Genomic DNA, 24,336 nt, shown 5'->3' with positions numbered 1-24,336 from the left:
AATCCTTAAAGTAAAGCGGTAGATTCGCGGAAAGTTCTGTTTCGTACTTCGAATCTCGACCACTCCATCAATCGAAAAAGGAAGTTAACCGACATGACAGGCAAAATCAAAAGATTTCTGATCGGCAGACCGATGAAATCGAACGAACTTGAGGGCGAAAGACTCGGGAAGCTCAAAGCGCTCGCCATCCTCTCGTCGGACGCGCTGTCGTCCGTCGCGTACGGCACCGAACAAATCCTGCTCGTCCTCATCCTGGCGGGAGCCGCCGCTTTGTGGTTCTCGCTGCCTATCGCGCTTGCGGTACTGGCTCTGCTGGCCATTCTGATCGTGTCTTACCGCCAGACGATCTTCGCCTATCCGGCCGGGGGCGGCGCGTACGTCGTCGCCAAAGACAATATCGGCAAGTTCTCCAGCCTGATCGCCGGGGGCTCGCTGCTCGTCGATTACATCCTGACCGTGGCTGTCAGCTCCTCGGCGGGAACGGACGCCATCACGTCGGCGTTCCCGATCCTGCACGACGAACGCGTCCTGATCGCGCTGGCGATGATCGTGTTCCTGACGCTTATGAATCTGCGCGGCGTCACGGAATCCGCTTCGGTGCTCGCGATTCCGATCTATGCGTTCGTCGTCTCGATCTTCCTGCTGATCGTGATCGGCACGATCAATTACCTGACCGGCGGAGCGCCGGCAGCCGCGCCGCAGATGGAAGCGGCCGTCTCGAACGTCAGCTTGTTCCTGCTGCTCAAGGCGTTCAGTTCCGGCTGTTCGGCGCTGACCGGCGTCGAAGCGGTCTCGAACGCCATCCCGAACTTCCGCGATCCGGCTCCCAAAAACGCGGCGGCGACGCTCGTGATGATGGGATTGATCCTCGGCGCGATGTTCACCGGCATCACGCTGCTCGCCTACTGGTACGGCATCCGTCCGGACGAGAAAGCGACGGTCATCTCCCAGATCGCGGAAGCGACATTCGGACGGAACTGGATGTACTTCGTTATTCAGGGCGTCACCGCGCTGATCCTGTTCCTGGCGGCCAATACGGCGTACTCCGCGTTTCCGCTGCTGGCGTTCATGCTGGCCAAAGACAAATACCTGCCGCATATGTTCATGGTGCGCGGCGACCGCCTCGGCTTCTCGAACGGCATCATTTTCCTGAGCATCATGTCCGCCGTGCTCGTCGTGGCGTTCAAAGGCAATACGGAAAGCCTGATCCCGCTCTACGCCGTAGGCGTGTTCATTCCGTTCACGCTGTCGCAGCTCGGCATGATGATCCGCTGGATCAAGCACAAGCCCAAAGGCTGGCAGGGCAAGCTTGTCATCAACACGGTCGGAATGCTGACGACGCTGTCGATTACGCTGATCTTTATTTTCACCAAATTCGCGCAGGTCTGGGTCATCTTCGTGTTCCTGCCGATCGTCGTCTACCTGTTCGCCAAGATCTACCGCCATTACGCGAATACGGCCGATCAGCTGCGTATCGATCTTGCGGTCGACAAGCCGTGTATCAAAGGCAACACGGTCATCATCCCGGTATCGGGCATTACGCAGGTCGTGCGCAATACGGTCAGCTACGCCAAGACGCTGTCCGACAGCGTGGTGGCCGTCTATATCGGCTTCGACGACGAGTCGATCCGCAAAATGGAAGAAAAGTGGGCCGAGTGGGACCCCGGCGTCCGCCTGATCGTGCTCAAATCCCGCTATCGCAGCATCATGCGTCCGCTGCGCAAGTTCATCGAGACGGTCGAATGGAAAAAAGGCGAACATGACAACATCACCGTGCTTATTCCGCAGTTCATTACGAAGCATTGGTGGGAAGCGGTGCTGCATAACCAGACCAGCCTGATGATGCGCACATACCTGCTGAACCACAAAGACGTCATCGTGACGACGGTACCTTTCCATCTGCATAAGTGATTTCCGTATAGGAATGACCGGATCGAACCCACGATCCGCCTGCGGCCGCCGAACGAAATTCGGCGGTTTTTTTGTACGGAAAAGGCGATTGTTCGCTTGAAAAGGAACTTATGTTCGCCTATAATCAAAGTAACGAACAAACGTTCTTATTGGGAGGGAACAACTATGCCGGTGAAATATGTGGGAGAAGTCGTCGAGATCGTGTATATGGACAAGAACGGCCACCTGTCGCAGCGCAGAATCGAAGTTCACGGCATACGCGGCGGACGGGTCTATTCGACCTGCCTGACCAGCGGGGAACGCCGGACGTTTCTGCAGGAGCGGATTCTGGCCTGCCGCCCGTCGCCGTTCCGCAGACGCGAGATGCCCAAGAGCAAGCGGCTGCCGACGATGGCGGCGAAGAAATAGCAGACGTGTATGAGGATGCAGCGCAGACATGACAAAAGGCCGTCCCGGAGGACGGCCTTTCTACCCGTGGCGCTATTTGCTTAACTTCCGTATCCCGCGCCATCGGACAATCTCTCTTTAGAGAGCTGCACCGATTCGGGTAAGGGACACGTTCAGCATGTCGTTACAGATGTGAACGCACCTCCTTTCTTTATTGAGGTTATAGTAGCACAGGCCGTCGCCGCTGCCAACCCTTTTTCGCATAAAAATTCCCAAGTCTTTATTCTCTACATTTAATAGTAAAAAGGTGAAAAATTCACAACAAAGATCCTTAAAGAGATAAGCCCCGACTAAGGTCAAATGAAATGCAGATAATTTTTTTCTAAAAAATTTGCGGTTTTTGTCGATAAATAAGTTTGAAGCAACCAGAGACAGGAGAGAACAAGAAAATGAAGATTTCGATTCAGACCAAACTGTTAAGCGGGTTTTTGGGCGTCATCCTGCTGCTCGTCCTGATCAGCCTTGTGTCGCTCAGCAATCTCGACGGCATGGGCAGACAGGCCAAGGAAGTCAACACGAAGTGGATGCCGAGCGTGACGCTGCTGGGCACGATGAACGGAGACGTCTCGGACGTCGAACGCCTCGTACTGAACATGATCGTCGAAAACCGGTCGAGCCAGTTCGCTTCGATTCAGGAGAGCTACACGGCTTTGACGGCCAAAATCGAACAGGAACGCGAGCAGTACCAGCAGCTGATCCGTACCGAAGAAGAACAGCAGCTGTACGATCAGTTTTCGCAAAACTATGATGCTTTTATCGCCGAGCTGCCGCCGCTTATTCAGGCTGCGCAAAACAATCAGGCGGAAAGCGCGCGCGAACTGCATCGCCAAGCATACGGGACGTGGAGCGCGGCGAACGACAGCGTCTTGAAGCTGATCGAGCTGGATAACCGCGAAGCGGGCCTGAAGTCCAACGAAGCGGTCGACAAAGCCGGCTTTGCCACGAATTTGGTCGTCGGGCTGAGCGCAACCGCCATCGTGCTGGCGGTGCTGATCGCCGTTCTGCTCGGCCGGATGATCGCGATTCCGCTCAAGCGCGTGCAGAAGGCCGCGGAGCGTATCGCTGCCGGCGATCTGACCGGCGAAGCGATCCGGGTTCGCGGCCGCGACGAGATCGGCGGGTTGGCGGAGTCCTTCAACGTCATGACGCTGAGCCTGCGCGAACTGATCGAATCGGTCGCCGCTTCTTCGGAGCTGGTTGCCGCCTCTTCCGAGGAACTGACGGCGAGCGCCGAACAGAACAAGCTGGCATCGGAGCAAATCGCCGCCACGGTGCAGGAGACGGCTGCCGGCACGATCCGCCAGGTCGATATCGCCGAGACGTCCGCGCAGGCGATGCAGGAGATGTCGATCGGCGCCGACCAGATCGCGACGCGGGCCCAGACGGTGTCCGAATCCGCGGCCGAAGCGTCGCACAAGTCGCAAAGCGGCAACGAAGCGATCCGCGAAGCGATCGTGCAGATGGATTCGATCCGCGATTCGGTCGCGTCGATGAGCGGCGTCGTCAAGGAACTGGGCACGCGTTCGGAAGAGATCGGCACGATCACGAACGATATTACGGCCATTTCGTCGCAGACGAACCTGCTGGCGCTGAACGCCGCTATCGAAGCGGCCCGCGCCGGGGAAGCCGGCCGCGGCTTCGCCGTCGTCGCGGACGAAGTGCGCAAGCTGGCCGAGCAGTCTTCGGAATCGGCGAAGCGCATTACGGAACTGGTGTCGCTGATCCAGTCCGATACGCACAGCGCGATCACAGCGGCCGAGTCGAACGACCGCGAAGTGTATAAAGGCATCGAGCTGGTGTCGGCGGCGGGCAGCGCGTTCGAGAACATTCTCGAAGCGGTCGGCCAGGTCGCGAGCGATATCGAAGAAGTGTCGGCGGGCGCCGAACAGATGTCGGCCAGCACGACGGAAATTTTGCATTACGTGCAGCAGAGTTCGACGATTGCCGGCGAAGCTTCGTCGGGCATGACCGAAGTCTCGGCCGCGACGCAGGAGCAGCTCGCTTCCATGGAAGAGATCGCTTCGTCTTCCTCTTCGCTGTCGGAGACGGCGGAGCAGCTGTACCAGAACGTCAACCGGTTCAAGATTTAATACATTCGACAGATTTCAATCGGCCTGAACCAAGCCGATCCTACTCCAAGCCCCGTTCCTCTCCGGAACGGGGCTTTCGGTTGTCGATCGCCGGGGTCGGGCAGGCCGGGATTCGGCTCGCCGAATTGGCGAGCCGGTTATCATTGACACGGCAAATAAGGCCGTGCTATGATCTTTGAAGTCGGCAATATTTGGCGACCTAAGCCGGGGTGGTGGAATGGCAGACACAGCAGACTTAAAATCTGCCGGGAGCAGTCCCGTACCGGTTCGAGTCCGGTTCTCGGCATTCCCAGTTTTCAGGCAGACGCCGTTTTTTCCTTTCGGGGAAAAAGCGGCGTCTTTTTGTGCTTGTTCGGTTCAACGCCGCACCCGGCCGAAGGTGACACAACCTGTAAGCGCTTCAAATTTGATTGAAAAGGGTTACGGGCTGGCCTATAATAAGGCGGAGACGCGATAAGCGGACAGAAGATCGTCGAGCCGGTTCCCGGCCGCTGCCGCAGCGGTCGTTCGGCCGAAGATCCGCCCAGCAAACGAATGGAGGAACGGCATGAACAACAACGGGATCGTGGAGCACGCAATCAGGGAGACGCTGATCGGGGCATTGGAACGGGTAACGGATCAGCTGATGCATTTGCAGCGTCCGGGCAACGAGCAGGAACTTCGGGCGCTTGAAGGCGAGGCGGAGCGCAGAGGTTATTTTGCCCGCGATTTCGGCATGGACGAATGGGATTGGCCGCAGGGCGTCGGTCTGTACGGCCTGGCGAAGATCGGCGCCTACTTCGGCGACGAGCGCTTCGCGGAGTATGCGCGGCCGTGGATGGCGGCGCGCTTCGAGCAGGGGCTGCCGAGCCGCAACATCAATACGACGGCTCCGCTGCTGTCGCTCATGGAGCTGGAAGAAGCGGAGGAGCTGAGCCTGGAGTGGGCGGAATGGCTCGCAAGCGGTCTGCCGCGTACGGAAGAGAACGGCTATCAGCACGTGACGACCGGCAGCACGTCGTCGGAATTGACGCTGAACGAGAACGAGATCTGGATCGATACGCTGTTTATGGCGATTCTGTTCACGGCGAAGATGGGCATCAAGCATGACCGCGAAGATTGGCGGCAGGCTTCGCTGCACCAACTGCTGTTACATATCAAATATTTGTACGACCGCAAAACGGGATTGTTCTACCACGGTTGGCATTTTACCGGCCGGCATAACTTCAGCGAAGCGTTCTGGTGCCGGGGCAACGGCTGGTTCACGCTGGGCCTGCCGGAATATATCGACCTGATGCGTCCGTATCTGGACGAAGGCGTGCTGCTCTTTTTGACGCAGACGTTTCGTTCCCAGAGCGATGCGCTGCTGAGTCTTCAGCAGCCGGGCGGCCTGTGGCCGACGCTGCTGGACGAGCCGGACAGCTATACCGAGACGTCCGGCTCCGCGGCGATTGCGGCCGGTCTGCTGCTCGGCGTGCGGCGCGGCCTGCTGCCGGAACATTATGCCGAACCGGCTATGCGGACCGTGTCCGCGGTGCTGGAGCGGATCGATGCGGCCGGCGTCGTCGAAGGCGTGTCGGCCGGCACCCCGATCGGCAAGCTGCGCGACGATTACGCGCGCATCGTCACCGCGCCGATGGCCTACGGCCAGGCGCTGGCGATCGTGCTGCTCGGCGAAGCGCTGCACCGCAGCTAAGTCCGATCCGCGGCCGGCCCGGTTCTTGTGCTATAATTGCGAAAAATCGCGGAAGCGCGCGCTTCAATCGATCACTTCAATCGATCGCCTGCGTTCCCGGTCTGCCAAGCTTTATCCATCATGCCAGGCGGAGGCGTGCGGTAACGCGGCCGACTGCCTGGCGAACAGCGAGGAGGGAGTCACCCATTGTCGCGAACCTGGTATCGACGGCTGCTGCTGTCTTATTTTCCGATTTTTCTGCTGACCGTCACGATCCTGATTTTTACTTCGTTCGTCTTCGTCAACGATATTTCAAGGCAGGAAACGCAAAAAGCCGACCGGGCGGCTTCCCGCTATCTGGTGGACGAGGTGGACCGCGCGGTGCGCGAGACCGAAATGTCGGTGCTGGATACGGTGGAGAGCACGTCGGCGTACAAAGCTTATTTCGGCGGCGCCGAGATCGGCGACACGACGGACGTATATACGATTGCGCGCAGCCTGCGCAATCTGACCGACGGTTCGCCTTATCTCGAATCGGTGTACCTGTACGACCATAGAAACGACAGCGTCCTGACCCAGAGCGGACGGACCGGCACGGACGGATTTTTCGATGCGGCCTGGCTGGCCAGGATCGACTCGGACAAGCTTGCGCCGGGCTGGCAGCCGCTGCGGGAATACAAGCCCGACCTCTCCGCGCGCAATCCGGTGCGGGTGCTGACGATCAACAAAGACATGCCGCTGCCGTTCGGGTCCGAAGGGACGCTGGTCATCAACGTGAAGATGAGCGCGATCGAGCGGCTCGTGGACACCCGGGTGAACGAGAAGCTGTCGTTCCTGAACATTACGGGCCCCGGCGGAGCAGGGATCTATCAGGCGCATTCGGAACCTTCGGGCGAAGGCCGGACGCTCAACGAGCTCAAGCTGGATCGCCTGAACTGGACGTTCCTGAGCGGCATCAAGGCCGGAAGCCTGTTCGGCTGGGTCTCGGTCATCTCTTATCTGTGGGTAGCGATCGCGGTCGGGACGGTGCTGTGCGCGATCGTGTACCTGATCTATATCACGCGCCGCAATTACAAGCCGGTGCAGGTCATCATGAACCGGATCGAAGCGCATCAGATCCGCACGATGGATCAGGGCGAAGCCCGGACCGACGAGCTGAAGATGATCGACGGCGTGCTGGAGAGCCTGATCCATCATACGCAGGATTACGAACAGAAGAGCCGCGAGAACCAGCTGCTTCAGCGCAGCCGGCTGTTCACCGAACTGCTGCGCAGCGAACGCACCGAACAGGCGGTCGAACGCCTGACGGCGCTGTCGCCGCTTGAAGGCGTGTCCGAATCGTCCCGATTCGCCGTCGTCGTGCACGAAATCGAGAAATACGAGAGCGTGTTCCGCGACCGCTATACGCGCGGCGATCAAAATGCGCTCAAGTTCGCGCTGATGAACGTGTTCCAGGAGCTTGTGCGCGGTTCCGGCCTGCGCGCCTGGGCGGAATGGATCGGAGGCGACCGTCTCGCCGTCGTCTTCCTCGTGGAGGAGGAAGGCCCCGAGACGACGGAAGCGCTGCGCAGCCTGGCCGAGAGCTATCAGACGTGGGTGACGAGCCATCTTCGTCTGTCGCTGCGCTGCGGCATCGGCCCGGTCGTGCAGGGACCCGAACAGATCGGGGCTTCGTTCGAAGCCGCGGAATCGGTCATGCGGCACAAGCTGCTCATGAGCGGCGATATCGTGCAAGCCGGCGCGGAAGAATCTTCCCCGCGGCTGCTGGAGACGTACAAATATCTGCAGACGATCGCCGAGCTGGTCAAGCAGTTCCGGATGTCGAACGGGCAGTGGAGAGATCAGCTGGAACGGCTGTTCGAAGAATTCGAGCGCGATTTCGTCCAGGACGAAGCGATCCGCTCGCTGATCCGGGCGCTGCTCCAAATGCTGCGCCGCGAAGTTGCCGTCATGTCCGACGCGCTGCAGGAGGCGCTGTCCGAAGAACAGACGGTGGTGTTCGAACAGCGTCTGCTGGAAGCGGACACGCTGGACGAAGTCGGCGGCCTGCTGTCCGATTATTTGACGGATTTGTTCCGGTTGTACATTTCGGCCAGCGAAACGAAAAGCTACCGCGCGATGGTCAGCGAGATGAAAGCCTATATCGAAGAACATTTTGCCAATCCGGATCTGTCCCTGAAGCATCTGAGCGACCGGTTTCAGGTGTCGGGCAAGTACGCGAGTTATTTGTTCAAAACGGAATTCGGCATGAAATTCGTCGACTTTGTCACGGAGCTGCGCATGAAGGAAGCCGAGCGGCTGCTGCTGGAGTCGGAATGCCCGCTGCAGGATATTGCCCTCAAGGTCGGATACGCCAACGCCATTACGTTCGGCCGCGTGTTCAAGCGGATCTCCGGCATCACGCCGGGCGATTACCGCAGGCAGAAGCGCAATCTGCCGCCGGTCGAGAATTAACAACCGGCGTATTCGCCGCCCGGGCTTGCCCGCGGCGGCATTCGTCCGCTTGGCCGAATGAGGCCGATCGTGCACGAAGAAGACCCGAACCTCAGCCGCAGGCGCACGGACTTTCCCGTTTTCGGGAAGGACCCGGACGTCTGCGGCTTTTTTTGCGGAGAATAACTTGGATTAGGAAGGTTTGAAGTCGTTTTTCGACTGTAAAAGACGTGTACGAATCGGGGAGGTTGCACGAAAATGGTTTATAAATCGGGGTTTTTTAGGTTTTGTAAGCGATTTCTTGGCACTTTTTTATACGAAAACAGTCTTTTTGACGAAAAAAGAAGGTCGGATAAACCGAAAGGCGGTTTTTGGCGTCCTTTTCCAATCCGAAAGAGGTTTATTGCCAGTTCTAACTGCGATATGGAATACTGAGGTCACTCCGAAACGAGCGTCCGACAGTTTCCGACATGCTCGTCAAGGTCTACCAACGCTACAGAAAAATTGTCTGAACTACCGCCTTTCTTCTATAGGAGAGCGCGTTCGACAGAACAGAGCGCTCGACATCACGGAAGATCCGGCGGTACCGTCACACCACAGAAAAAGGAGATGGGAACATGACAGGCAAAGCACGCAGAGGGGTCATTAAAAAAGCAATGGGAGCCGCAATCGCTACCGTAATGGGGGTCGGACTGCTCTCCGGCTGCGGAGGCGGAGACGCTTCTACCAATGAAGGAGCGGCAGCCGGCGCGAACGGCGAACGGGTCACGTTGAAAGTGGAAGTGTTCGACCGCGGCAACAGCCCGTCTCCGTACACGATCACGAACAACTGGCTGACGCAGTACGTACAAAAAGAATTCGGCGATCCGAACAACATCGACGTGGAATTCGTTCCTGTCCAGCGTTCCGAAGAAACGACCAAGCTGAACGTGCTCATGGCAAGCGCCAGCGACGTGCCGGATATCGTGTTCGTCTACGATTCCAGCGTATTCTACCGATATGCGCAGCAGGGCGGCTTGACCGACGTCGGCGAACTGATCAAGGAACACGGACCGAACCTGCAAAAGTATCTGGGCGACGAGACGTTGAAATTCGGCCAGCTCGAAGGCAAACAGTTCGCGATTCCGGGCAAAAGAGCGATCACGGCCCGTTACAACTCGTACATCCGCCAGGACTGGCTGGACAAGCTGGGCATGAAAGCGCCGACGACGACAGACGAGCTGTACGAAACGTTGAAAGCGTTTAAAGAAAAAGATCCGGCCGGTCTCGGCTCCAAAAATATCCCGATGGGCATGGCGCTCGCGCCGGCTCAATACGAAACGCTTATCTATTCCTTCATCAAGCCGGTTCAGGGCGACCTGACGTACAGCCAGCGCTACGAGCTGCCGCTGCACGAAGGCTTCAAAGATTCGATGCAGTTCCTGAACAAACTGTACAACGAAGGGCTGATCAGCCCCGACTTCAGTCTCGACGAAGAAAAGGAACAGCTCGTCAAAGACTTCCAGAACGGCAACGTCGGCTACATGTCGGAAGACGTGGGACAGATCCTGTACGCGGACGGCATGCTGGACAACCTGACCAAAAACATGCCGGACAGCAAAGTCGTGGCGCTTGACGCTTACACGAACGCCAACGCGGACGGCAAGCATATCAAATCGCGCTACGGTCCGAACGGCATGTACATCATGATTCCCCAAAGCAGCAAACGTTCGGTCGAAGCCGTCAAATATCTGGATTGGATGACGTCCGAGAACAATCTGCTCACGATGTCGACAGGCGTGGAAGGCGAAAACTACGATCTGGTGGACGGGATTCCGGTCGTCAAGGAAGATGCGCCGCAGGAAACGAAAGATCGCGTCTACAACGGCGGCGACATGGCGATTATGGCCAACGGCAAAGTGATCGGCGATCAGGAAATGAACGAAAAAGCATGGATTGCCGGCTTCCCGAAAAACAATCAGGAGCTGATGAGACAATCGATCGATATCGCGAACACCGATACGGTTGGCCCGATCGTGTTCGATCGTCCGATCGAAGCGGAATCGAAATACGGTACGGCGCTGAACGACAAGCTCAAAATCGTGATCGTGCAGTCCGCCATGGCGAAACCGGATCAATTCGAAGCGGTGTACGAACGCGAAATGAAAGATTACATGAACATCGGCGGTACCGCGCTCAAAGAAGAATTGGAACAAGCGATGCAGGAGAAGAAATAAGCAGCAGGCGCAAGCGACAGACCGGGGCGAAGAGCGTGAACGACGTACGGCTTAGCCCCGGTTTCATTTTGCAGACAGGATACGGCGTCCGCCCCGTGCGGGCGTCTCATCCCGATCTGTCCGCGAGGAGGAGACCCACTTGACGTTAACCAAAGTGAATCAAGCGACTAAATCGGGCGATTTCGGCAAAAGAAAGTCTTACATCAAACGCTATTGGCAGCTGTACGCGCTTCTCTCGCTGCCGCTGATCTACTTCCTCATTTTCCGCTATGGTCCAATGTACGGTGTGCAGATTGCGTTCAAAGATTTTAACTTATTCCAGGGGATCAACGGAAGTGAATGGATCGGCCTGGAAGCGTTCCGCGAAGTATTCGCCATGAACGATTTCTACATTACGCTGCGCAACACGTTTATGCTCAATTTTCTTGATCTGCTCGTCTCGTTCCCGGCGCCGATCATTCTGGCGATCATGCTGTACGAGATCCGGAACGCCTGGTTCAAAAAAATCTCGCAGACCCTCCTGTATATCCCGCATTTTATCTCGTGGGTCATTATCGGCGGGATCGTGTATCAGCTGTTCGGCACCCAGTCGGGCATGGTGAACGCGATACTTCAGGGCATCGGCATGGATCCGCTTCCTTTCCTGACGGACAAAAATTCGTGGCTGATCACGTATCTGTTCACGGGCGTCTGGCAAAGCGCGGGTTGGGGCACGATTCTGTATCTGGCTGCGCTGACCGGCGTCAACAAGGAGCTGTTCGAAGCTGCGGACGTCGACGGGGCGTCGCGGATGAAGAAAATTTGGCATATCACGCTGCCGAGCATCAAGCCGACCATCGTCACGCTGCTGATTCTGAATCTCGGCAAAATGGTCAGCATCGGCTTTGACCGTCCGTACATTATCGGCAACACGGCCGTGCGCGAATATTCGGACGTGCTGAGCACGTTCGTCTACCGCATCGGCCTCGAATCGGGACAGTACACGCTCGCGACCGTCGTCGGTCTGTTCCAGGCTATAGTCGGGCTCGTGTTCATCCTGGGTTCCAATTACATTTCCAAAAAAGTGACCGGAGACGGCATCATGTAAAGCCGGTCCGTCGTCCCTTACACAGCCTGTATCCGCCGCCTGCGCGGCGGAACCCACTTCCGAACGAGGGAAAGGAGAGACTCCGAGATGAGCTCACGCACTTCCAACCGGATTTTCGATATCGTCAATATCACGTTCGTATCGTTGTTCGTCCTCTTCTGCCTGCTGCCTTTTGTGCATATGATCGCGGTCTCGCTCAGCTCCAACCGGGCGATCACGTCGGGCGAGGTGACGCTGCTGCCTGTCGAGTTTAACTGGAGCGCCTATACGCAGGTCTTTTCCGACCAATCGATGCTCACTTCGCTCGGCTTCACCGTCCTGCTGACGCTCGCGACGACGCTGCTGTGCATGCTGTTCACAATCGCCGCGGCGTATCCGCTGACCAAAGGCAATCTCAAAGGGCGCAAATTTTTCATGTACCTGATCGTCATCACGATGTTCTTCAGCGGCGGCATCATTCCCGAGTACCTGCTGATCCGCGATCTGCACATGCTCAATTCCGTCTGGGCGCTTATCCTGCCGGGACTCGTCAGTCCGTTCAACCTGATCATCCTCATTACGTTCTTCAAAAACATTCCGCCGAGCCTGGAAGAATCCGCGGAAATCGACGGCAGTTCGTATATGCACACGCTGCTCAAAATCGTGCTGCCGCTGTCGATGCCGGTCATGGCGACGCTCGCCCTGTTCTACGCGGTCGGCCGCTGGAACGGGTTCCAGGACGCGCTCATGTACATCACCGATCCGCAAATCTATCCGCTGCAGCTCAAGCTGTTTCAGATGGTGCAGAACAATATGGTAACCGAGCTGACGCAGATGGAAGGCGCCAACCGCACCGCCTTGACGCCGGAAGCGCTCAAAGCGGCCACCGTCGTCTTCGCCACCGTTCCGATCCTGTGCGTCTATCCGTGGCTGCAAAAGTATTTTGTCAGCGGCGTGATGCTCGGAGCGGTCAAAGGCTGATTCCGAGCCGAAACGGGATAAGCGCAAGGAGGGAAGCGTTATGAACGATCATGGAGCAAGCCGCGGGGACACCAAAGGCAGTCCATTCGGCGACAAAGGGCAGTATTCGTTCTCGACCTGCTGGAATATTCGCCGCCAGCCGGGCGGACGGGCGATGATCGAAGAGATCGCCGCGCTCGGCTTCCGCCGGGTGGAACTGAATTATAACGTGACGCGGGAGATGCTCGAAGAGATCGAACCGATGATCGAACGCGGGGAGATCGGCGTGTCCAGCGTGCACAATACGTTCCCGCATACGCCGGACCCCGATTACGGCACCGATTCGGTGCTGCTCGGCTTTGACGATGAAGCTCGCCGGCTCAAAGCGGTATCGCTGCTCGTCGAATCGGCGGAGTACGCACACCGTTACGGCGGCGAAGCGGTCGTCGTGCATCCCGGCGAAGTGCCGATCGACCCTGCCGACGTCAAGCGGCTGGAGAAGCTGTACCACGAGGCCGGCCGGGAATCGCAAGCGTACCGCGCCGCCTGGGCCGTGTTCCTCGAACGGCGGGAAAGCGCCGCGGGCGGCTATCTGCAGCGGATCGTCGCAAGTCTCGACGAAGCATGCAACCTCGCCGCTTCCAAAGGGCTGAACGTCCGTTTCGGGATCGAGACGCGTTCGCGTCCGAACCAGATGCCGACGCTCGCGGAAGCGAAGACGGTCATAGAAGCGCTTCGGGGAGCGCCGGTCGGCATCTGGTACGATACGGGCCATGCGATCATGATGGACCGGCTCGGTCTGTATGACAGCGTGGGCGAGATGGACGGGCTGATGGATCATATCGTCGGCGTCCATATCCACGAGACGATCGGATTGTCCGATCATTGGTGTCCGTATGTGCACAGCGGCGATCCGCACTTCTACGACGCGTATCTGCCGATGATCGAACGCGCCGCAGTGAAAGTATACGAACTGAAAGCGGCATGCCTGCCGGAAGAGATCGAAGCCGGCCACCGGCTGCTGACGGACAAGTTGGCGAAGCGGGCGGCGCAGGCCGGGCGCTGACGGAACCGCAGCCATACGGAAATACGGGGGAGGACGAGCTTATCCTTTATGAACGACTGGTCGTCAAAAACGACGAAAGTATCGAAAGCAGCCTGTCGAGGCAGGTCATGGAACCGGAAAGCCGGTATTACGGCGGCACCGTCGATCCGGGCACGGGCATCGCCTGGGTGAATCATACGTCCGGCACGCCGAGCGAGATGTGCAACTGGGGCACGGCGCTGGTGAACCCGGATTCGGCTTACTACCGCAACGAAGCGCTGCTTCAGCGGCTGCGGCTGGCAGCGGAATTCGTGCTGCGCGCGCAGCATGACGACGGCTCGATCTCGCCGGGATGGACGAATTACCATTCCCCGCCGGATACGGCTTTTGTCGTCGTCGGCTATTCGCAGCTGTACGAACTGCTGGAACGGGCGCAGTGGGCTCCGCTTCAGCCCGTACTGGACAGCATGAAGCGGTTTCTGGAACGCGCGCTGCCGGCGCTCGTAACCGGCGGCTGCCATACGCCCAACCACCGGTGGGTGCTGTGCGCGGCGCTTGGCTGGCTGCACCGCCTGCTGGGCAGCGAAGACGCGGTCCGCCGGGCCGGCGAATGGCTGGCCGAAGGCATGGACATTACGCCGGACGGCGAATGGACAGAGCGCAGCAACGGCATCTACAGCGCGGTCAGCGATATCATGCTGATCTACGCGGCGCGGCTGCTGGGCCGGCCGGAACTGCTGGAGCCGGTGCGGCTCAATCTGCGCATGATGGTGTATCTGGTCCATCCGTCGGGCGAGATCGTGACGGATTATTCGGGCCGGCAGGATCTCGGCCATTTCCACGATCTGTCGCCGTATTATTTGCCGTATGCGATGCTGGCGCTGGAAGATCGCGATCCGCTGCTCGCAGGCATGGCCGAGCTTGCGGGAGCCGCGCTCGACGGTCCCGGCGTCGCGTCCGTCAACGTGCTTGTCCGGATGCTGCTGGAGCCGGAACTGCGCGGGCCGTTCGGCGCCGCGGAAGGCGACGCGGCCGCAGTCGTGCCGACGCGCTACGAGAAAGTGCTGAACGGCGAATTTTTGCGCGGCGGCTATTTGCGGGAGATGGAAGGGGCCGGCCATCACGGCCGGATCTTCCACAGCCGGCTGCATACCGACTTCGGCGCGCCGGTCGCCCGGATCCGCGACGGCGGCACCAGCGTCACGCTTATGACCGAGACGCCGTCGTTCTTCGCGCTGCGCCACGGCGCGGCGCGGCTGCTGGCGGTGCAGCTCTCTTCCTATTTCTCGCCCGGCTATGTGCCGATGCAGGAGATGGCTCTCGCGGGAGGCGGCGGCTATCGCCTGTCCGCCGAGCAGAGAAAAGGCTACTACGGCCCGGTTCGCGGCGAGCAGCTGCCGGCTTCGGCGGGCTCCAAGATCAGCCCGTGGTATCTGCTGCCGCATCACGCGCGGGAACTGACGCACGAGCAGGTGTTCCGCGTCGGGGTCGAGGCCCGGTCTGCGGAAGAAGGAAGCGTCTGGACGCTGCACCTGTCGGCCGACGAGCCACAGGACGTCATGACGCAGCTGTCGTTCGTGTTCGGCGGCGAAGGCGAACTCGTCTCCGGCGAGAGGCTCGAAGCGGGTCCCGACCGCTGGCTGTGGAGCGGCGGAACCCTGCGCTACGAATGCGGCGGAGACTGGATCGAGCTGGAAGGCGGCGAACTTGCCCATCTGTCGAAGTCGGTCCGCGACGCGAACCTGCCGAGCGGCTGCACCGTCGTCTCGATCAACCTCATGACGCCGCTGGACAAAAGGATCACGATCCGTCTGTCCCCGAACGCTTCCGGCGGGCTGGCGGAACAGTTGGCGCAGTGAGCGTGTGAACATGGCTCGGATCGAATACGATCGCTTCTACTGAACGAACGCAGTATAAACGACCTCAAATGAACGAACGCAAAACCCGCGCTCTGTCCGAGCGCGGGTTTTTAGTATGCTTTTCACATTAACGGAGCCGAAGGATTCGCATAAAAAGCGGCATTTTTACCATTTGAATATAAAAAGCGGCGAGTCCGATCTTTTTTTGCGGTACGCTTACATGCAGACAGGGCAATCGAAGGAGGAGACAGCATGGGCAAAAAAACGTACGTCCTGGTCGGCACCGGCGGCCGGGCGGAATTTTTCTACGGAGCGATCGCGAGCCGGTTTCGGGAGACGGCGGAACTGCTCGCTTTTTGCGATATTAACCGGGTGCGGATGGACTATGCGAACAAGCGGCTGCGGGAAACCTACGACTACCCCGAAGTGGACACGTACCCGAGCGAACGGTTCGAAGACATGATCGCGCAAAAGAAACCGGACTGCGTGATCGTGACCAGCGTCGACCGCACGCATCACCGGTATATCGTGCGCGCGCTGGAACTCGGCTGCGACGTCATTACGGAGAAGCCGATGACGACCGACGCGGAGAAATGCCAGGAGATTCTGGACGCCGTCTCGCGCACCGGGCGCAAAGTGCGGGTGAGCTTCAACTATCGGTACGCGCCGCATCATACGAAAATTCGCGAGCTGATCGAAAACGGCACGATCGGCGACGTGACGTCGATCCATTTCGAATGGCTGCTCAACACGCGGCACGGCGCCGATTATTTCCGCAGATGGCATCGGGACAAGCGCAACGGCGGCGGCCTGCTCGTGCACAAATCGACGCACCATTTCGATCTCGTCAATTTCTGGATCGGTTCGCAGCCGGATACGGTGTTCGCGATGGGCGACCTGCTGTTCTACGGCCGGGAAAACGCGGAGAACCGCGGCGTGACCAAATTTTACGACCGGGCGACGGGGCATCCGAACGCCGAAGGCGATCCTTTTGCGCTCACGCTCGATGATAACGAACAGCTCAAAGGCATGTACCTCGACGCCGAAAGCGAAGACGGCTACCGCCGCGACCAGAGCGTGTTCGGCGACGGTATCTCGATCGAAGACACGATGAGCGTCATGGTCCGGTACAAAAACCGGGCGCTGCTGACGTATTCGCTGAACGCCTATCTGCCGTGGGAAGGCTACCGCATCGCGTTCAACGGGACGAAGGGACGGATCGAAGCGAACGTCGTCGAGCAGTCGTACGTCAACGCGGGCGGCGACAAAGCGCTTGAAGGCGCGCTGCAGGGCGCGAATATTCTCGTCTTCCCGATGTTCGGCGAACCTTACAAGGCAGACTTCGAAGAAGGCGAAGGCGGCCACGGCGGCGGCGATCCGGTGCTGCTGAACGATCTGTTCGGCGAACCGGTCGAAGACCGCTTCCGCCGGGCCGCCGACCACGTGGACGGCGCGCGCTCGATTCTCACCGGCATCGCCGCCAATCTGTCCATGGCGCAGGGGCGGGCGGTGAAGGTGGACGAGCTGGTGCGCTTTTCCTAGATAAAAAAGACGGGATAGCAAAAGAACGGCCGCAGCATAGAGGAAAAAGAGCCGGTCCCGTCGGGACCGACTCTTTTTCCATTTATCCGTGCCGCGAGGTTGCCGCGGCCGTCGCCGCTCCGTCCTCAGCGCACCTCCGCGCGCTGAAGCTCGCGCAGTTCGCGCCAGCCGATCAGCTCGATGCTCTCGTCCGCGAGGACGCGGCGTACTTCGGGATCGAGGAACAGCCGGTAATCGTACAGCCGGTAAGGCCAGCTGTCGGTAATGGCTTTGAGTTCGTCCGTCTCCAGCGACGGATGGAACAGCAGCTCGGTCACGCCCGGCTGCAGGTCGCGCAGCAGGGACCGCACATGTTCCCGGGCGAAGCCGTAATCTTCTTCGTCGGCGTAGGTGAACGGCAGGCCGATCACCCGGTCGGGATGCAGCACGCCGAGCTGCCGGCACAGCGCGGCGATCTCCGCTTCGTCGCCGCTCGCATAGTCGGGATATTCGGAGAAGCGAACCGGCAGCCCGTGCTCCGCACCAAGCTCGATCAGCAGCCGGTGATGGGCGCCGCGCAGGCTGCCCATATGATTGTCCAGATGCGTCGGATCGATGCCGATCGTCTTGGCGAACGCGATCTGGGCGTTCAGCTCGGCGCGAAGCGCGGCGGCGTCCACTTCCGGCATATGCCGGGTGTCGGCAGGGAAATAACCGAGGGCGTCCGTCAGCGTCTCCGCGCCCGGTTGGCGCAGGAGCGGTCCCCATTTGTACAGCTCCCACTCGCTGGTCGACGTCAGATGGACGCCGACGTCCAGCTGCGGGTCCCACGAGACGGCGGCCGCCGCTTCGAGCGCCCAGGGGCAGTTCGCCATCAGCGTCGTCGAAGTGATGGCGCCGCGCTCCCACAGCTCGACGATGGCGCGGTTGGTCGAATGGCACATGCCGAAATCGTCGGCATGCACGATCAGGAAGCGGTGTTGGTACCGGTTTTCTAACGTAAGCATAATCATCCCTCCAGGTCTGATGAATAATCGGTTTCGGGCCGAAGCCGGCGGCGCGTTGGCGGGAACAGGGAAGTCCGCCGTCTAAGTGCCTTCCCGGGCCGCGAACTGCTTGTCATGCAGCTCTTTGTACAGTCCGCCGAGCGCCAGCAGTTCCTCGTGCCGGCCGCGCTCCGCGATCGTTCCGTTGTCCACGACGAGAATCTGGTCCGCGCCGCGTACGGTGGACAGCCGATGCGCGATGACGATACCGGTCTTGCCGCGCAGCAGCGACTGCATCGCCTGCTGCACGTAATGTTCCGAGCGGGTGTCGAGCGCCGACGTCGCTTCGTCGAGAATGACGACCGGCGGGTTTTTGAGCAGCACCCGCGCGATAGCGATCCGCTGCTTTTCGCCGCCGGACAGCTTGATGCCGCGGTTGCCGACAAGCGTATCGTAGCCGTCCGGCAGTCCCTCGATAAAATCGTGGATGTAGGCGGCCCGGCAGGCGGCGATCAGACGCTGTTCGTCCGCGCTCTCGTCCGCGTACAGCAGGTTCTCGCGGATCGAGCCGTTGAACAGGTACGTATCCTGCGTCACAAGCCCGATATTCGAGCGCAGCGATTCCAGCGTCAGCGACCGCACGTCGGCGCCGCCGATCAAGACCTGGCCTTCGCCCACGTCGTACAGGCGCGGAATGAGCTGCGTAATCGTCGTCTTGCCCGCGCCGCTTGGGCCGACCAGAGCCGTGATCGTGCCGGGCTGGGCCGCAAAAGAAATGCCGCGCAGCGCAGCCTTGTCCGGCCGATAGGCGAAGCCGACGCCGCGGAATTCGATGCCGCCATCCGCGGCTTCGGGCAGGTTCGCCGAGCCGTTGTCCGCATAGCGCGGCAGAGTGTCCGGACCGTCCGCGATATCCGGCACGATATCGAAATATTCGAAAATGCGCTGGAACAGCGCGACGGAGCGCTTGATATCGACGTACAGGTTGGTCAGTTGGCCGACCGGACCGTACAGGCGGCCGAGCAGCGCCACGAAAGCGATGATCGCGCCGACCGTGAGCTCGCCCTGAATGAACAGGTAGCCGCCGTACAGGTAGATCAGCATCGGGCCGATCGAACCGAAAGTGCCGACGAGCATCATGAACCAGCGTCCGGCCGTCGCTTCGCGGATTTGCAGCCGGGTCGTCTCCGCGTTCGCTTCGCGGAAGCTTTCGTATTCGCGCGATTCGCGGGCGAACAGCTTCATGAGCAGATAGCCGCTGATTCCGAGCGTTTCTTCGACGATCCGGTTTTGCTGGGCGAGCTTCTCCTGCGTCTGCTTGGCGAATTTCCAGCGGACGCGTCCCATGCGGCGGGTAGGCGCGGCGAACAGCGGAAGCACGCACAGGCTGAGCAGGGCCAGTTTCCAATTCATGATGAACAGCGTAACCGCCGTCGAACCGAGAATGAGCACGTTGCTGGCGAAGCTGACGAGCGTTCCGCTGAACACGCCCTGAATGCCCGCGATATCGCTCGTCATGCGGGTAATCACTTCGCCCTGCTTGACGTTGGAAAAAAACGACAGCGGCAGGCTTTGCAGATGGCGGTACATTTTGTTCTTCATGTCGTATACGATATGCTGCGAAATATACGTGTTCAGATAGCTTTGCAGCACGCCGAGCGTGCCCGACGCGATCGTCGCTCCGAGCGAAGCCAGCACGAGCCACGAGAGCAGCCGCATGTCTTTGCCGGGCAGCGCCCGGTCGACGATCTGCTGGATCAGCAGAGGCGGCAGCAGGCCGAGCAGCGAAGTGACGACGAGCACGGCCAGCACGGCAAGCGTCCGTTTGCGGTAAGGAATAAAATAAGCCGCGATCCGGCGCAGCATGGCGGGCGACAGATCGGGTTTTTCGAGGTTTTCGTCGAACTTCATGCGTCCCATGGCGGGCGTTCCCATTTTGGACATAGGCATGAACCAGCTCCTTTGCGGTAAAATAAACCGATCATTATGTAAATAGGTTAACATAAGAAGTGGATGTATACAAGTGTATACAAGAGTGGGGCGCAAAAGCCGAACGCGTTTTTCAGCCCTTTTTTCCAACGCTATATTTCCGGCCCGCCGTCTTCTTCTCCGGTTGCATTTGGACGAAAACATCCCTTATAATGAAGTGTTTCACAAAAACGGGCCGACAGAGGCTGGAGGTGCGTATGGGCAAGTCAAAGTATTATGTCGTCTGGACAGGCAAGCAGCCCGGCATTTATGCGACCTGGGCGGAATGCAAAGCGCAGGTGGACGGATATCCGGGCGCCCGGTATAAGTCGTTCGAATCGAAAAGCGCGGCCGAAGCCGCTTACGCAGGCGGCGCCAAGCCGTACATAAGGTCCGGCGCCGCCAGAACCGCGAAAAAAACGGCGGGTCCGAGAGCCGGCGCCGTCCCGAAAAGCGAGATCGACTACAACAGCATCTCGGTCGACGTGGGCACGCGGGGCAATCCCGGGCCGGTCGAATACAAAGGCGTCGATACCGCGACGGGAGAAGTGATTTTCTCGCACGGGCCGGTCGCCAAAGGAACGAACAATCTCGGCGAATTTCTGGCGATCGTGCACGCGTTGGCCCATATCGAGCGCGAAGGCAGCGGCAAGTCCGTCTACAGCGACTCGGTCAACGCGATCAAATGGGTCAAGCAGCGCCGGGTATCGTCCACGCTTCCGCGCGACAAATCGACCGAAGAGATCTGGACGCTCGTCGATCGGGCGGTCGAATGGCTGGAGACGCATCCGTACCGGACCAAAATCATGAAATGGGAAACGCGGGACTGGGGCGAAATCAAAGCCGATTACGGCCGCAAGTAAGCGCCGCGCCGCACGGTTCAAATTGCGCCTTACCGCCAAACGTGCTAGTATAATTGCTAACGTTTACCGGATCGCCAGGCCGGCTCTTGTTCGCGCGAGAGTCGGCTTTTTGAACGTTTTGAGGCGTCCGAAGCGTCGGGAGCGTTTTGGGGTAATGAAGGCCGGACGTCCTTCTTTCGGGCTTTCATAGAAAATTTTGGAAAGGAGCGAAACGAATGTTTGGCAACGATTGGGACGAGGTATTGAAAGAAGAGATCCATCAACCGTATTTCGGGGAGTTGATGCAGCGGGTCGAGGAAGAATATCGGACCCATACCGTGTATCCGCCGGAGCCGCTTTTGTTTCAGGCCTTGAAATTGACCCCGTTTGCCGCCGTCAAGGCCGTCATTCTCGGTCAGGACCCTTACCACGGGCAGGGGCAGGCCCACGGGTTGAGTTTTTCCGTTCTGCCGGGGGTCAAGATCCCTCCTTCGCTGAGAAATATGTACAAAGAACTCTCTTCGGATCTCGGTGTCCCGGTCCCGGACCACGGATACCTGATTCATTGGGCCGAAGAAGGCGTGCTGCTGCTCAACACCGTGTTGACGGTGCGGGAAGGGCAGGCCGCGTCGCATCAAAAGCTGGGATGGCAGCGTTTCACCGACGCGGTGATTCGGGCGATCGGCGAACGGGAACAGCCGGCCGTCTTTATTTTGTGGGGCGCCCACGCGCAGAAAAAAGAAGCTTTGATCGACGCGTCGCGTCATCACGTGCTCAAATCGGTTCATCCGAGCCCGCTGTCGGCCCGCGGCGGATTTTTCGGCAGCCGGCCTTTTTCGCAAACGAACGCCTATTTGGAAACACACGGCATCCAGCCGATAAATTGGGAAATACCGCCGCTGTAAAGCGGCTGCCCGGAGGTGCGCGCTTTGAAACATTGGGTAGGCAAAAAAGTCGTGGTCGACAACGGAGGACCGTATCAGACGAAGCGCTACGGGACCCTGATTCGCTGGAACGACAAAGAGCAGTACGTGGTCCTCAGCCCCGGAGGCGTACGAATCGGCATGAAAGACATCATGTCGATCCGGGAAATCGCCGTTCTTCCGCAGGAGGTCCGCCGGGCTGCGGGACGCCCGAACGCGATCGGCTACGTTATGAAGACGATGCGCCAATTCGAGCACGCGATCCTGTTCAACTCCGCCGTGATGGTCTGGCAGGGAGATAAACTGCTGGCTTCGAGCACCCGCCTGGTCAAGCACAACGATCAGACGGTGACGCTCGAAGACGGCGCCGTGCTCGACAAGCGCGAGCATCGCTTTATCGTTCGTTCCTTCCGGGGATAGACCGCAAGCAACGAACGGTACGTTCGTTCCTTCCGGGGATGATCCGCAAGCAGCGAACGACAAAAAGGCCGGGACGCCAAGTCCCGGCCTTTTTTTGCATGGGTGTCCGGTTCGCGCCGGACAGGCCGTGCGATCGGCAGGCGGGGAAGCAGAACCCGCTGCCGGCGTTTTGGCGCTACAGCGTCTTCTCCATCCGCACATGCAAAATGCCGGCATCGTAGAACGGTTCGCCGGGAACGGTGACATAGCCGAGCGATGTGTAAAAGCCTTCGGCGTGACATTGGCTGTCCAGCACGACGCTGCGGAAGCCTGCGCGGCGGGCGGCCTGTTCCAGCGCCTCCATCAGCACCCGCCCGAGGCCCCGGCCGCGGTACGCGGAACGAACAGCCACGCGCTGCATTTTGGCCGCTCCGCCGCGGTAAGGCGTGAAGCGTCCGGCAGCCGCATCGTCGTCTCCGGCTGTCAGCAGGACGTGCCCGGCCGACGAGCCGATCCGGTCGTATTCGTCGATTTCCAGTTCTTCCGGCACGTTCTGTTCTTCAATGAAGACTTCCCGCCGCACGGCAAGGCAGCGCCGCAGCTGGTCTTCGTTTTCGATCGATAAGGCTTGTAGGGTTTCCACAGGGAAGTCCTCCTTCTATAGTTCGCGGTTCGGTCCGCGATTCGAATCTTAATTATAACCAAGCCGGCGTCGAATATCTATGCGCGGAGCGGGACGGACCGGGTCTCAAGTCGGAAAGTCGGTTAACCTGGCCCGGATTCGGTTAATAGGAAAAAGAGAAGGAAGCCAAGCGGACTTCCATCAAGACCAGGACCATACAGGAGGATTCTAATATGACTAACCGAACGATTGTTGGCGTATTTTCGACCGAACAGGCGGCACTTGATGCCATCCACCAGCTCAAAGCGCAGGGAATCGGAAACGATCGCATTACGGTAATCGGCCGCGACCCTCAAAATATCGAAGAGATCAGCGAAGATACCAACCTCAAATCGCCGGAATCCAACACGAAGCCCGAAGAGTCGAAAGGGTTCCTGCACAGCATTCGCGACACGTTCAGCGGATCGGAAGGCAGCGAGTTCACGAACGTCGGCCCTTACGTGGCGGCAGGCCAGCTGGCGCACAAGTTCATCGGCTCGGACACGTATTACGGCGGCAACGGCTGGAGCGAAGACTTCACGGCCCTCGGTTTCAGCGAGGAAGAAGCCAAGAAGTACGACGTGGCCGTACAATCCGGTTCGCTGCTGCTTCTGCTGGAAGAAACGGCCGGCGACCTGGGCGCGATTCGCAGCATTCTGGGCACAAGTGCCAATACGAGCGAGTAAGACCCTGCAACTTCAGCATCAGATCCATCAAGGCCTTTTTCCGGATTTCCGGGAAAAGGCCTTTTTTGCTGCCGTTCGCGATCCCGCATCGATCCCGGATCGAATGGGCTTCGCTTGCGGCTGGAGTCCGTAGGCGGTGTCCATTGTGGGGGGTATCTTGTCCCGCCTGCCGCTTTGCGCCACACGGGACTTTCCCGCACGCAGGGGCGTTCCAACGAATCCCCGTGTCCGCGATCTGCCTTTTCCCGCCTGCCGCTTTGCGCCAAACCGGACTCTCCCGCCGCCTCCCCGCCCTACGCTAACGAACCCTGACCCGCTATTTTCGCTCCGGCTCGATTTTTCATATTTTAACGAATCGTCATCACGCTATTTGCCCCAAATCCGCCTTAAACCGCCTTCCAGCGCTCAATAAGGATATGACGATTCGTTAGATAGGCAAAAAAGCGAAAAACGGGCAAATAGCGATACTACGATTCGTTGAGCCTCGACGGCAAGCGCCGCGAAAGGCACGCAGGAGCGCGTAGAGTAAGCAGGAAGCAGGAACAGGAAGCAGGCAGGAAAGCAGGAAGCAAGAAACAGGCAGCGGGAAGCGGAGCAGGAAAAGCGGAAGATTTGCAAAGCAGGGCATATACGGATACAGTCCCGGATTTTCGTTAAGCAGCAAACAAT

At 59.2% G+C, this 24,336-nt stretch carries 18 protein-coding genes and 1 tRNA gene; 16 read left to right on the top strand and 3 right to left on the bottom strand.

All coding sequences use genetic code 11. The features are described 5' to 3' along the window. The first annotated feature begins 93 nt into the window (after positions 1-93). The 12 genes from FFV09_RS02605 to FFV09_RS02550 all read left to right on the top strand — a co-directional run bounded on the left by FFV09_RS02605 (position 94) and on the right by FFV09_RS02550 (position 17,223). Positions 94-1,911 (top strand): APC family permease, encoded by a 1,818-nt coding sequence (locus FFV09_RS02605; RefSeq protein ID WP_141446239.1) that lies wholly within the window; start codon positions 94-96, stop codon positions 1,909-1,911. Between the two features lie 165 nt (positions 1,912-2,076). Next, a complete protein-coding gene (locus FFV09_RS02600) occupies positions 2,077-2,319 on the top strand; it encodes a hypothetical protein (protein ID WP_141446238.1) in 243 nt (80 codons plus the stop codon). 428 nt (positions 2,320-2,747) lie between these two features. Then, on the top strand, positions 2,748-4,448 hold the full coding sequence (locus FFV09_RS02595; protein ID WP_141446237.1) for a methyl-accepting chemotaxis protein: 1,701 nt from the start codon (positions 2,748-2,750) through the stop codon (positions 4,446-4,448). Between the two features lie 203 nt (positions 4,449-4,651). Beyond that, positions 4,652-4,734, top strand: a tRNA-Leu gene (locus FFV09_RS02590). 261 nt (positions 4,735-4,995) lie between these two features. After that, entirely contained in the window at positions 4,996-6,123 is a 1,128-nt protein-coding gene (locus FFV09_RS02585; protein ID WP_141446236.1) for a glycoside hydrolase family 88/105 protein, read from the top strand. Positions 6,124-6,309: 186 nt separating this feature from the next. After that, a complete protein-coding gene (locus tag FFV09_RS02580) occupies positions 6,310-8,556 on the top strand; it encodes a helix-turn-helix domain-containing protein (RefSeq protein ID WP_141446235.1) in 2,247 nt (748 codons plus the stop codon). A 596-nt stretch (positions 8,557-9,152) separates the two neighbouring features. Further along, complete coding sequence (locus tag FFV09_RS02575; RefSeq protein ID WP_141446234.1) at positions 9,153-10,751, top strand: extracellular solute-binding protein; 1,599 nt, start codon at positions 9,153-9,155, stop codon at positions 10,749-10,751. A gap of 139 nt (positions 10,752-10,890) precedes the next feature. Continuing rightward, on the top strand, positions 10,891-11,838 hold the full coding sequence (locus FFV09_RS02570; protein ID WP_425472255.1) for an ABC transporter permease: 948 nt from the start codon (positions 10,891-10,893) through the stop codon (positions 11,836-11,838). 87 nt (positions 11,839-11,925) lie between these two features. Next, positions 11,926-12,798, top strand: coding sequence for a carbohydrate ABC transporter permease (locus FFV09_RS02565; RefSeq protein WP_141446233.1), 873 nt, complete (start codon positions 11,926-11,928; stop codon positions 12,796-12,798). Between the two features lie 40 nt (positions 12,799-12,838). Further along, on the top strand, positions 12,839-13,843 hold the full coding sequence (locus tag FFV09_RS02560) for a sugar phosphate isomerase/epimerase family protein (RefSeq protein WP_141446232.1): 1,005 nt from the start codon (positions 12,839-12,841) through the stop codon (positions 13,841-13,843). Beyond that, positions 13,762-15,681 (top strand): prenyltransferase/squalene oxidase repeat-containing protein, encoded by a 1,920-nt coding sequence (locus FFV09_RS02555; protein WP_246098455.1) that lies wholly within the window; start codon positions 13,762-13,764, stop codon positions 15,679-15,681. Before FFV09_RS02560 ends, FFV09_RS02555 begins: the two co-directional genes overlap by 82 nt. A gap of 252 nt (positions 15,682-15,933) precedes the next feature. Beyond that, positions 15,934-17,223 (top strand): Gfo/Idh/MocA family oxidoreductase, encoded by a 1,290-nt coding sequence (locus FFV09_RS02550; protein ID WP_141446231.1) that lies wholly within the window; start codon positions 15,934-15,936, stop codon positions 17,221-17,223. 125 nt (positions 17,224-17,348) lie between these two features. Here FFV09_RS02550 and FFV09_RS02545 read toward each other — a convergent pair whose 3' ends face one another. Next, positions 17,349-18,209 carry a polysaccharide deacetylase family protein gene (locus FFV09_RS02545; RefSeq protein ID WP_170314913.1) on the bottom strand — a complete coding sequence of 287 codons (861 nt, stop codon included), beginning with the start codon at positions 18,207-18,209 and terminating at the stop codon, positions 17,349-17,351. An 81-nt stretch (positions 18,210-18,290) separates the two neighbouring features. Then, positions 18,291-20,138 carry an ABC transporter ATP-binding protein gene (locus FFV09_RS02540; RefSeq protein WP_246098454.1) on the bottom strand — a complete coding sequence of 616 codons (1,848 nt, stop codon included), beginning with the start codon at positions 20,136-20,138 and terminating at the stop codon, positions 18,291-18,293. A gap of 236 nt (positions 20,139-20,374) precedes the next feature. Here FFV09_RS02540 and rnhA point away from each other — a divergent pair, with 236 nt between their 5' ends. The 3 genes from rnhA to FFV09_RS02525 all read left to right on the top strand — a co-directional run bounded on the left by rnhA (position 20,375) and on the right by FFV09_RS02525 (position 22,341). Beyond that, the gene (rnhA, locus tag FFV09_RS02535) at positions 20,375-21,019 is read left to right on the top strand and encodes a ribonuclease H (RefSeq protein WP_141446229.1); all 645 of its coding nucleotides are present in this window, start codon (positions 20,375-20,377) and stop codon (positions 21,017-21,019) included. Between the two features lie 215 nt (positions 21,020-21,234). Further along, on the top strand, positions 21,235-21,903 hold the full coding sequence (gene ung / locus FFV09_RS02530; protein WP_141446228.1) for a uracil-DNA glycosylase: 669 nt from the start codon (positions 21,235-21,237) through the stop codon (positions 21,901-21,903). A gap of 24 nt (positions 21,904-21,927) precedes the next feature. After that, positions 21,928-22,341 carry a hypothetical protein gene (locus FFV09_RS02525; protein ID WP_141446227.1) on the top strand — a complete coding sequence of 138 codons (414 nt, stop codon included), beginning with the start codon at positions 21,928-21,930 and terminating at the stop codon, positions 22,339-22,341. Positions 22,342-22,516: 175 nt separating this feature from the next. Here the strand turns inward: FFV09_RS02525 and FFV09_RS02520 are convergent, their stop codons facing one another. Next, positions 22,517-22,963, bottom strand: a complete 447-nt coding sequence (locus FFV09_RS02520; protein WP_141446226.1) for a GNAT family N-acetyltransferase — start codon at positions 22,961-22,963, stop codon at positions 22,517-22,519. Positions 22,964-23,175: 212 nt separating this feature from the next. Between FFV09_RS02520 and FFV09_RS02515 the strand changes: the two genes are divergently transcribed. Beyond that, on the top strand, positions 23,176-23,667 hold the full coding sequence (locus tag FFV09_RS02515) for a general stress protein (RefSeq protein WP_141446225.1): 492 nt from the start codon (positions 23,176-23,178) through the stop codon (positions 23,665-23,667). Positions 23,668-24,336 lie beyond the last annotated feature (669 nt).

Source organism: Saccharibacillus brassicae (assembly GCF_006542275.1).
Classification (GTDB): Bacteria; Bacillota; Bacilli; order Paenibacillales; family Paenibacillaceae; genus Saccharibacillus; species Saccharibacillus brassicae.
Note: the sequence above shows the minus strand (reverse complement) of the source record. Positions and strands in the feature narration are given on the sequence as shown.

Coding starts and splice junctions, on each gene's coding strand:
- FFV09_RS02540 (WP_246098454.1), bottom strand. CDS start 20,138: ATGCCTATGTCCAAAATGGGAACGCCCGCCATGGGACGCATGAAGTTC.
- FFV09_RS02605 (WP_141446239.1), top strand. CDS start 94: ATGACAGGCAAAATCAAAAGATTTCTGATCGGCAGACCGATGAAATCG.
- FFV09_RS02585 (WP_141446236.1), top strand. CDS start 4,996: ATGAACAACAACGGGATCGTGGAGCACGCAATCAGGGAGACGCTGATC.
- FFV09_RS02515 (WP_141446225.1), top strand. CDS start 23,176: ATGACTAACCGAACGATTGTTGGCGTATTTTCGACCGAACAGGCGGCA.
- FFV09_RS02555 (WP_246098455.1), top strand. CDS start 13,762: ATGCCTGCCGGAAGAGATCGAAGCCGGCCACCGGCTGCTGACGGACAA.
- FFV09_RS02550 (WP_141446231.1), top strand. CDS start 15,934: ATGGGCAAAAAAACGTACGTCCTGGTCGGCACCGGCGGCCGGGCGGAA.
- FFV09_RS02560 (WP_141446232.1), top strand. CDS start 12,839: ATGAACGATCATGGAGCAAGCCGCGGGGACACCAAAGGCAGTCCATTC.
- ung (WP_141446228.1), top strand. CDS start 21,235: ATGTTTGGCAACGATTGGGACGAGGTATTGAAAGAAGAGATCCATCAA.
- FFV09_RS02565 (WP_141446233.1), top strand. CDS start 11,926: ATGAGCTCACGCACTTCCAACCGGATTTTCGATATCGTCAATATCACG.
- FFV09_RS02600 (WP_141446238.1), top strand. CDS start 2,077: ATGCCGGTGAAATATGTGGGAGAAGTCGTCGAGATCGTGTATATGGAC.
- FFV09_RS02545 (WP_170314913.1), bottom strand. CDS start 18,209: ATGCTTACGTTAGAAAACCGGTACCAACACCGCTTCCTGATCGTGCAT.
- rnhA (WP_141446229.1), top strand. CDS start 20,375: ATGGGCAAGTCAAAGTATTATGTCGTCTGGACAGGCAAGCAGCCCGGC.
- FFV09_RS02595 (WP_141446237.1), top strand. CDS start 2,748: ATGAAGATTTCGATTCAGACCAAACTGTTAAGCGGGTTTTTGGGCGTC.
- FFV09_RS02575 (WP_141446234.1), top strand. CDS start 9,153: ATGACAGGCAAAGCACGCAGAGGGGTCATTAAAAAAGCAATGGGAGCC.